This is a genomic window from Mesobaculum littorinae, assembly GCF_004011175.1.
GTDB classification, from domain to species: Bacteria; Pseudomonadota; Alphaproteobacteria; order Rhodobacterales; family Rhodobacteraceae; genus Tranquillimonas; species Tranquillimonas littorinae.
On record NZ_RQXX01000014.1, the window covers coordinates 1 to 8,399 of the forward strand.

Annotated in this window: 8 protein-coding genes; 2 read left to right on the plus strand and 6 right to left on the minus strand. The window is 66.9% G+C overall.

All coding sequences use genetic code 11. The features are described from left to right. The 6 genes from EKE94_RS18325 to EKE94_RS18350 all read right to left on the minus strand — a co-directional run. A partial coding sequence (locus EKE94_RS18325) for a sugar phosphate isomerase/epimerase family protein (RefSeq protein WP_164871033.1) occupies nucleotides 1-560 on the minus strand: 560 nt, incomplete at its 3' end. A 122-nt stretch (nucleotides 561-682) separates the two neighbouring features. Next, nucleotides 683-1,630, minus strand: coding sequence for an ABC transporter substrate-binding protein (locus EKE94_RS18330; protein WP_127908084.1), 948 nt, complete (start codon nucleotides 1,628-1,630; stop codon nucleotides 683-685). A 28-nt stretch (nucleotides 1,631-1,658) separates the two neighbouring features. Continuing rightward, a complete protein-coding gene (locus EKE94_RS18335) occupies nucleotides 1,659-2,660 on the minus strand; it encodes an ABC transporter permease (RefSeq protein WP_164871035.1) in 1,002 nt (333 codons plus the stop codon). After that, a complete protein-coding gene (locus EKE94_RS18340; protein ID WP_127908085.1) occupies nucleotides 2,657-4,159 on the minus strand; it encodes a sugar ABC transporter ATP-binding protein in 1,503 nt (500 codons plus the stop codon). The genes EKE94_RS18335 and EKE94_RS18340 overlap by 4 nt, the downstream gene beginning before the upstream one ends. Then, nucleotides 4,156-5,310, minus strand: a complete 1,155-nt coding sequence (locus EKE94_RS18345) for a Gfo/Idh/MocA family protein (RefSeq protein ID WP_235856105.1) — start codon at nucleotides 5,308-5,310, stop codon at nucleotides 4,156-4,158. Before EKE94_RS18345 ends, EKE94_RS18340 begins: the two co-directional genes overlap by 4 nt. Nucleotides 5,311-5,312: 2 nt before the next feature. Further along, nucleotides 5,313-6,371, minus strand: coding sequence for a sugar phosphate isomerase/epimerase family protein (locus tag EKE94_RS18350; RefSeq protein WP_127908086.1), 1,059 nt, complete (start codon nucleotides 6,369-6,371; stop codon nucleotides 5,313-5,315). A 158-nt stretch (nucleotides 6,372-6,529) separates the two neighbouring features. On the opposite strand from EKE94_RS18350, the gene EKE94_RS18355 reads away from it, so the two are divergent. Together EKE94_RS18355 and EKE94_RS18360 are read left to right on the plus strand one after the other, a co-directional pair. After that, nucleotides 6,530-7,537 carry a LacI family DNA-binding transcriptional regulator gene (locus EKE94_RS18355; RefSeq protein ID WP_127908087.1) on the plus strand — a complete coding sequence of 336 codons (1,008 nt, stop codon included), beginning with the start codon at nucleotides 6,530-6,532 and terminating at the stop codon, nucleotides 7,535-7,537. Between the two features lie 386 nt (nucleotides 7,538-7,923). After that, nucleotides 7,924-8,399, plus strand: a 476-nt coding sequence (locus tag EKE94_RS18360) for a contractile injection system protein, VgrG/Pvc8 family (protein WP_268878295.1), incomplete at its 3' end; no start/stop codon positions are given.

Here is an 8,399-nt window from a genome sequence, read left to right on the forward strand (position 1 = left end):
ACCCAGGCCAGGTCGATCTCGGCCAGAAGCTCGGGCCCTGCGGCCTCGAACATCAGTTCAAGCGCGGTCCGGCCGTCATAGTCGACCATCTCGAAATCGTGGTTGTGATAGGCCAGCCGCATGTCCTCGGCTGCGAGCTCGGCGGCGAGGCCGCCCAGCTCCTCGCCCAGCTCCTGCCAGCCCTCGGCATCGGTCGGGCGCTGCTCTTCGGCAAGATAGGGCACGGTGATCGTGTCGTTGCCGATGGCCTTGTTGAACGCGACGCTGTCCTCGATCCCGTCGCGCAGGGTATCCAGCTGCACGTGGCTCGAAATCACCTCGATGCCATGCTCGTCCAGCAGCGCCGTCATCTCCTCGGCGGTGACGTCATGGGTGCCCACGGTCTCGATCGCCGTGACACCCGCGTCCTCGACCGCCTGAAGCTGCTCCTCGAGCGTGCCGTAATCGCGCAGCGTGTACATCTGGACCGCGATGGGCAGCGCATCCTGCGCGGCGGCCGGCAGCGCGACGGCCGAGGCCAGCAACGTGGCGAGCGTGGTGGTGCGGAAATGGTGGGTCATGGTGTCCTCCCTTGGTGGCCCTGCAATCGATTTCATCGACGGATGCAGGGCCGGTCAGCTTTGCGGTGTCGATATGGGCGCAGTATCGCCGGGGCCGCCCTCCCGCGGCCCCGGCGACAGGATCAGTACGGGCTGTCTTCGAAGTAGTACTGGTCGGCGTTGTCCTGAGTGATCAGCTCGGACGCGATGATGAAGTCGCCGGACATCGGCACGCCGTCAGACATCAGGCCCATCGCCGTCAGTTCGATCGCGGTGGCGATCATCGCCGGCGGATAGGTCACGTCGACCGGGACCATGCTGTCGCCGTCCTGCACGCGCTGGACCATCTCCTTCATGCCGGCGCCGCCGACGACCCACATCTCGTCTTGGCGGCCGGCCTGTTCGATCGCGCCGATGGCGCCCACGGCCATGTCGTCATCCGCCGCCCAGACGGCATCGATCTCGGGGTAGCGAGACAGGAAATCCTGCATCACCGTGAAGGCGTCGTCGCGGCTCCAGTTGCCGTGCTCCATCGCCAGGATCTCGATGCCCGACCCGTCAAGCGCGGCCTGGAACGCCTCGACCCGCTCGTTGTCGATGCTGGTCGGGATGCCGCGCAGCACGACGACCTTGCTGCCCTCGTCGAGGGTCTCGACGAAGTAGTCGCCCGCGGTGCGGCCGAAGCTTTCGTTGTCGCCGGCGACGTAGAGATCCTCGATGTTCTCCTGCGACAGGCCGCGGTCGACCACGGTGACCCAGGTGCCGCTTTCGGCGATTCGCTGGATCGGGCCGGTCAGCGGCTCGCTTTCGAAGGGCAGAACCACCAGCGCGTCGATGTTGCGGGTGGCGACCATGTCCTCGAGGTCGCTGATCTGGGTGCCCGGGTCGGGCGTCGTGGTCAGCACGAAGTCGAGATCCTCGTACTGCTCTTCCAGCCGTTCCACGGTCTGTTCGGCGTGGAAGTTCAGCGCGCCGGCCCAGCCGTGCGTCGCGGCGGGGATCGACACCCCGATGGTTTCGGCCGCGGCCGGCAGCGCGACGCTGCACAGCAGGCTGCCCGCGAGGGTGGTGGTCAGTGTCAGTCTGGTCATGGTTCTTCCTCCCAATGAAAAACGTGGATCAGGTGGCCGTGCTGCCTTTGCGTTGCAGCACGACGGCCAGGATGATGATGACACCCTGGATGGCGCCGTTCAGATACGGGCTGACCATGTCGGTCAGGTTCAGGATGTTGCCGATCAGGCTGAGGATCAGCACGCCGACCACGGTGCCCCAGACCCGGCCGAAGCCGCCCTTGAGGACCGTGCCGCCGATGATCACCGCGGCGATGGCCTCGAGCTCCCACAGAAGCCCGGTCGAGGCCGAGGCCGAGCCGAGGCGCGGCACGTACATCACCACCGCGACCCCCACGAGGCAGCCGAGCAGGATGTAGGTCAGCGTCTTGACCCGCGTGACCGCGACCGTGGAATACCGCGCCACCGTCTCGTTCGACCCGATGGCGGCGCAATGGCGCCCGAAGGCGGTGTGGCGCATGACGATCTCGCCCAAGATCGCGACGATGGCGAAGACGATGATCGGCCAGGACACGCCGAGGATTCCGTCGTAATAGACCGGGCGGTAAAGTTCGCGCATGCCGTAGTCCAGCGACAGCGTGCCGCCGTCGGCCAACCAGGTGACGAGGCTGCGGTAGATCCCCATGGTCCCGAGCGTGACGATGAACGCCTCGATCCCGGCGCGCGTGACCAGAAGGCCGTTGATCGCGCCGGCAACCAGCCCCGCCGCAAGCGCGACGGCGATGCCGATCAGGATCACGCCGAGGCTTTGGCCCATGCTGGGAACCAGCAGGTTCATGCACAGGATCATCAGCCCGGCGATGAAGGCCGCCATCGACCCCACCGACAGGTCCAGCCCGCCCGCGGTGATGACGAAGGTCATGCCGACGGCGATGATGCCGATGAAGGCCGAGCGCGCCAGCACGTTGGTGATGTTGCCGTAGCTCAGGAAATTCGAGTTCAGCGCGATCCCGATCCCGATCAGCGCCACCAGCGCAAGGATCGGACCCAGAACGTGCAGATCGATTTTCATGCCGCGCCGGGCGCCTGCGTTCGTGCTAGCGGTGCTCATGCCGCATCCTCCCTTTGCGATCCGAGGCCGGTGGCCAGCCGGATCACGTTGTCCTCCGTCACCTCGGATCCTGTCAGCTCGCCCGCCACGTGGCCGCCGTGCATGACGTAGACGCGGTTGCACAGCCCGATAAGCTCGGGCATCTCGGACGAGATGACGATGATGCTGCGCCCCTCTTCCGCGAGGCGGTGGATCAAGGTGTAGATCTGCTGCTTGGTGCCGATGTCGATGCCGCGCGTCGGCTCGTCGATCACCACGACATCCGGGTCGCACAGCATGGTCTTGGCCAGCAGCAGCTTTTGCTGGTTGCCACCCGACAGGTTGCCGACCTTAACGTCGCGCGACGGCACGCGGATGTCGAAATCGGTTATGGCCTTGTCCAGCGCGGCAGCCTCGGCCTTGCGGTCGATCAGCGGGCGCGCGTAACGGTGCAGGACCGGCAGCGTCAGGTTCTCGGTCAGTGACTTGTCCAGCAGCAGCCCCGCGCCCTTGCGGTCCTCGGTCAGGTAGACGAAGCCGCGCCTGCGGGCACAGGCGACGTCGCCCCCGGGCAGGGATGTGCCCTTGAGCGTGACCGTACCGGTGCGCGGGCGCAGGCCCACGAGACCCTCCATCAGCTCGGTACGCCCTGCCCCCACAAGGCCGCCGATCCCCAGGATCTCGCCCTTGCGCAGCGACAGGGATGCGCCGGTGACATGGCCCGGCACGTCGACATGCGCGGCCTCCAGAATGATCTCGTCGCCGCCCGCACGCTTGGCGGGAAAAAGGTCCGAGACGTCGCGGCCGACCATCGCGGTGGCCATGGCGTCTTCGGTAAACTCATCGATACCGCCCTGGGCCACAACCGCGCCGTCGCGCAGGACGGTCACGCGGTCGGCGATCTCGGACACCTCGTCAAGCTTGTGCGAGGTGAAGAGGATCGCCGCGCCCTCGTCGCGCAGGCGGCGCACCTGCTTGAACAGCACCCGCGCCTCGGCGCCCGTCAGTACCGCGGTCGGCTCGTCCATGATCAGAACGCGCACGTTGCGCGACAGCGCCTTGGCGATCTCGACCATCTGCTTTTCGGGGACCGAGATATCGGACACCCGCGTGCGCGGCGGCACACGCGCCTCGAGCGCCTCCATCAGGTCGCGCGACTTGGCCTGCATCGTCTTGTGGTCGAGGAAGATCCCGCGCCGGATCTCGCGCCCCAGGAACACGTTCTGCTCGACACTCAGATGGTCGGCGAGGTTGAACTCCTGGTGGATCATGATCACCCCGGCGGCCTCGGCCTCGGCGCTGTCGGAAAACGCCGCGCGCTGCCCATCCAGCCGCACCTCCCCTCCCGTGGGCGAGAGGTAGCCGCCCAGGATCTTCATCATCGTCGACTTGCCGGCGCCGTTCTCGCCGATCAGCGCATGCACCTCACCGGGGCGCAGGTCGAAATCCACGCCGTGCAGCACCTCGATCGGGCCGAAGCTTTTCGACACGTCGTGCAGTGCAAGCGTCGGAGCGGTCATTGCTTCAGCTCCACCCACGCGGCATCGCGCGCGGAGGACCGGACGCAGGCCTCGACGAAGGCGACGCCCTCGATCCCGTCCTCGAGTGTCGGCAGATCCACGCCCTCAGGCACAGGCTTGCCCTGCTGACGGGCGCGGATCGCCAGCGCGGCATCGGTGTAGACGTTGGCAAATCCCTCCAGGTAGCCCTCAGGGTGGCCGCCGGGGATGCGGCTGACGCGCGCCGCCGCCTCTCCGGTGCCGGGGCCGTTGCGGGTCAGTCGCCGGGTCGGTTCGCCATGCGTCGTGTGCCACAGGTGGTTGGGGGACTCCTGGAACCATTCCAGCGCACCCTTGTCGCCGAAGACCCGCAGGCGCAGGCCGTTCTCCTGCCCCGGGGCGACCTGGCTGCACCAGAGCATCCCCTTGGCCCCGCCGGCAAATCGCAGCATCACGTGTGCGTTGTCGTCAAGCTGCCGCCCCGGTACGAAGGCGTCGAGATCGGCGGCCAGCTTGCCGAGCGTCAGGCCGGTGACGAACCGCGCGAGGTGATAGGCGTGGGTGCCGATATCGCCCGTCGCGCCGCCAAGGCCCGCACGTTCGGGGTCGGCGCGCCACTCGGCCTGCTTGACCCCCTGCGTTTCCACCGCGTCGGTCATCCAGTCCTGGGGATACTCGATCTGCACCACCCGGATCGCGCCGATGTCGCCCGCGGCGACCATCTGCTTGGCCTGCCGCACCATCGGGTAGCCCGAGTAATTATGCGTCAGCACGAAAAGCGCGTCCGACTTTTCGGCGGCCTGCCGCAGGCGCCGCGCCTCGGTCAGCGACGACGACAGCGGCTTGTCGCAGATCACGTGGATGCCGCGCTTGAGGAATTCGCGCGCCACGGGCACGTGCAGGTGGTTCGGCGTGCAGATCGCCACCGCCTTGATGCCGTCCTTCAGCCGCGCCTCGCGCTTGGCCATCTCGGCCCAGTCGGAATAGGTCCGGTCCCGGGCGATGCCTATGGCGGCAGCGCTCTCTTCGGCCTTCTCGGGGGTCGAGCTCAGCGCCCCGGCGACCAGCCGGAACTGGCCGTCGATGCGGCTGGCGATGCGGTGCACATCGCCTATAAAGGCCCCTGCCCCGCCGCCGACCATGCCCAGCCTGATGGGAACGTGACCATCCATGTTCAGCCCTCCAGCCCCAGAAGTTTGCGGTTGGTCGCGTCGTCGGTTTCACCGCCCGCGAAGTCGTCGAAGGCCCGGTCGGTGACGCGGATGATGTGATCGCGGGTGAAGGCCGCGCCTTCGCGTGCGCCGTCCTCGGGATGCTTGAGCGCGCATTCCCACTCGACCACCGCCCAGCCGTCGAAGTCGATCGCCGCGAGCTTGGAGAACACCGCGCCGAAATCGACCTGCCCGTCACCGGGGCTGCGGAACCGGCCGGCGCGGTCCACCCAAGCCTGATAGCCGCCATAGACACCCTGCCGCCCGTTGGGACGGAACTCGGCATCCTTGACGTGGAACATCGAGATACGCTCGGCATAGATGTCAATGAAATCGAGGTAATCCATCGCCTGCAGCACGAAATGCGACGGGTCATAAAGCAGCCGCGCGCGGCTATGCTGCTTCACCTTGTCGAGGAACATCTCGTAGGTGACGCCGTCGTGCAGATCCTCGCCCGGGTGCAATTCGAAGCACACGTCGATGCCGCGGTCCTCGGCATGATCGAAGATCGGGAGCCAGCGGGCGGCAAGTTCGTCGAAGGCAGCGTCAACCAGGCCCGCCGGGCGCTGCGGCCACGGGTAGATAAACGGCCACGCCAGCGCACCCGAGAATGCGGCGATCTGGGTGAGCCCCAGGTTCGCGGCGGCGTCGATAGTCTTCTTCACCTGGTCGACGGCCCAGGCCTGCCGGGCTTTCGGATCGCCGTGGACCGACGCATCGGCGAAGCCATCGAAGGCAAGATCGTAGGCCGGATGCACCGCGACCAGCTGGCCCTGCAGATGCGCGGAAAGCTCGGTGATCTCGACGCCCGCCTCGGCGGCGCGGCCCTTCAGATCGTCGCAGTAGCCGGTGGAGGTCGCCGCGCGGTCGAGATCCATCAGGCCCGCTTCGACCGTGGGCACCTGCACCCCGGCATAGCCGCAGTCGGCAGCCCAGCGGGTCAGGCCCTCGAAGCTGTCGAACGGCGGCTCGGCGCCGACGAACTGCGCGAGAAACAGGCCGGGGCCCTTCATGGTCTTCATGCATCCTCCCTTGCCGCAATCCAAGGCAGCCGCTCCTCCAGCCGCCTCTGTAATCGGTTTCATTACGGGAACACAGGATGTAAACCTTTACAAGCCCTCTTTTTGCGGGCCCCTTCTGCGGGTAACACCACGCAGGCGACAAAACGAGGTTCCGCACGATGAACGACCACAGCCCGGCCCGCGGCGCCCGCATCAAGGATGTCGCCCGGATCGCAGGCGTGTCGACCGCCACCGTCAGCCGCACGCTGTCGACCCCCGACATCGTGTCCGAGGAGACCCGCAAGGCGGTGCTGGCTGCGGTGGATCAGACCGGCTATTCGGTGAACCTGAGCGCCCGGCACCTGCGCCAGCAGCGCACCGGCGGCATCCTCGCGCTGGCGCCGAACCTCGCCAACCCCTTCTTTTCCGAGATCCTTTCGGGCATTTCGGACGTTCTGCGCGACGCCGGGCTGAACCTGATCGTCGGCGACACCTCGATCAACAGCGACGCGCGGATGCGGCTGGTCGACTACGCCAATCGCGCGCGCTGCGACGGGCTGATCGTGCTGGACGGCAGCCTCGACCCCGGCGTCTTTACCCGCAGCCAGTGTCCGCCGGTGGTGCAGGCCTGCGAATGGATCGCGGGGCTGTCCGCTCCGCGGGTTTTCGCCGACAACGAGGCCGGCGCCGAGCTGGTCGTCGATCACCTCGCCGGGCTCGGGCATACGCGAATCGGCCATGTCACGGGGCCGCCGTCGAATTCGCTCACCCGCAGCCGCGAGGCGGGGTTCCAACGCGGTCTGGCGCGGCACGGGCTTGCCCCCGACGTGGTGATCCGGGGCGACTTCTCGCTCGCATCTGGCCAAGCCGCGGCCGAGCGGCTGTGCGCCATGTCGGATCGCCCCACGGCGATCTTTTGCGACAACGACGAGATGGCCTGCGGCCTCATGGGCGCACTGCGCCGCTCCGGTCTGCGCGTGCCTGACGATCTGTCGGTGGTGGGCTTCGACGATATCGAGCTGTCGCGCCACCTGACGCCCACGCTGACCACCCTGCACCAGCCGCGCAAGGCCATCGGACTGCACGCCGCCCGGATCCTGCTGCGCCTGATCGACGGCCACGACGTCCCCGAGGATACCCGCCTGTCGGTGTCGCTCGAGGTTCGGGAAAGCACCGGCGGCCTTTGACCGGGCTCTGGCGAGGGCGACTTGGGAGGGTGATCCCCCGAGATTTCCAGAAGCTCACGACGCGGGCACTTCGCGGACGAACCTCGTCAATCCCGTCAATCGCCCTGACCATGATCCTATACCTCTTGGCCGGCACGTAAGCCGCCGCCCGGCCACATAGATGGCGATGCCTGAGGGCAGATCGCGCCTGTCCATGCCTTCTCGAAAACCGGCGCACTGCGCGGGATTTGCCCTCCCGCCGAACCAGCTTTGATCGAGGTGAAACAGCCGTTTCGCGGTCTGCCGATGCGCGGTTCTTGGCCGAGATGCCCCGCGGGTGGGCTCGCGCGGATAGGGGCATGTGCTGATGTTTGGGTCACGGCCCTGGAACAGCAAAGGTGTGCCCGATGAATGATCAATCGGACGTCCTTCAGGCTGAGCGGATTCTTGGGATCGCGACACCGCTCGGCGATGACCAGCTGTTGGCGCAAAAGCTGAGTGTGCGGAAAGCGATTTCGGATCTGTTCGAAATCCGAGGGGCAGTGCGTTCGAAGCTGCCGGACCTCACGCCGGCGGACCTTTTGGGCAAGCTGGTTGATGTGAGTGTCGAGATCGGGAATGGCGACCGACGATCGTGGAACGCCATCGTTACGGACATCAGCGCGGACCCGATGCAGTCCCGCGGGCTGCGGTCCTACGATTTGGTCCTGCGCCCGCAACTCTGGCTGCTGTCCCAGACCTCTGACTGCCGCATCCGGGATGGACAAGAGTGTTCTCGACGTGGCCGAGAAGCTGCTGTCCGAGCATTGGCTGCCCGCGCCGGTCACGGGCGGCGTGGTCGATCGGGTCCCGCCCGGCCACTAGGCTCTGGCCCCATTGATTT

Bases quoted from the DNA above. Each gene is read 5' to 3' on its own strand.
- EKE94_RS18330 (WP_127908084.1), bottom strand. From the start codon at position 1,630: ATGACCAGACTGACACTGACCACCACCCTCGCGGGCAGCCTGCTGTGC.
- EKE94_RS18335 (WP_164871035.1), bottom strand. From the start codon at position 2,660: ATGAGCACCGCTAGCACGAACGCAGGCGCCCGGCGCGGCATGAAAATC.
- EKE94_RS18340 (WP_127908085.1), bottom strand. From the start codon at position 4,159: ATGACCGCTCCGACGCTTGCACTGCACGACGTGTCGAAAAGCTTCGGC.
- EKE94_RS18345 (WP_235856105.1), bottom strand. From the start codon at position 5,310: ATGGATGGTCACGTTCCCATCAGGCTGGGCATGGTCGGCGGCGGGGCA.
- EKE94_RS18350 (WP_127908086.1), bottom strand. From the start codon at position 6,371: ATGAAGACCATGAAGGGCCCCGGCCTGTTTCTCGCGCAGTTCGTCGGC.
- EKE94_RS18355 (WP_127908087.1), top strand. From the start codon at position 6,530: ATGAACGACCACAGCCCGGCCCGCGGCGCCCGCATCAAGGATGTCGCC.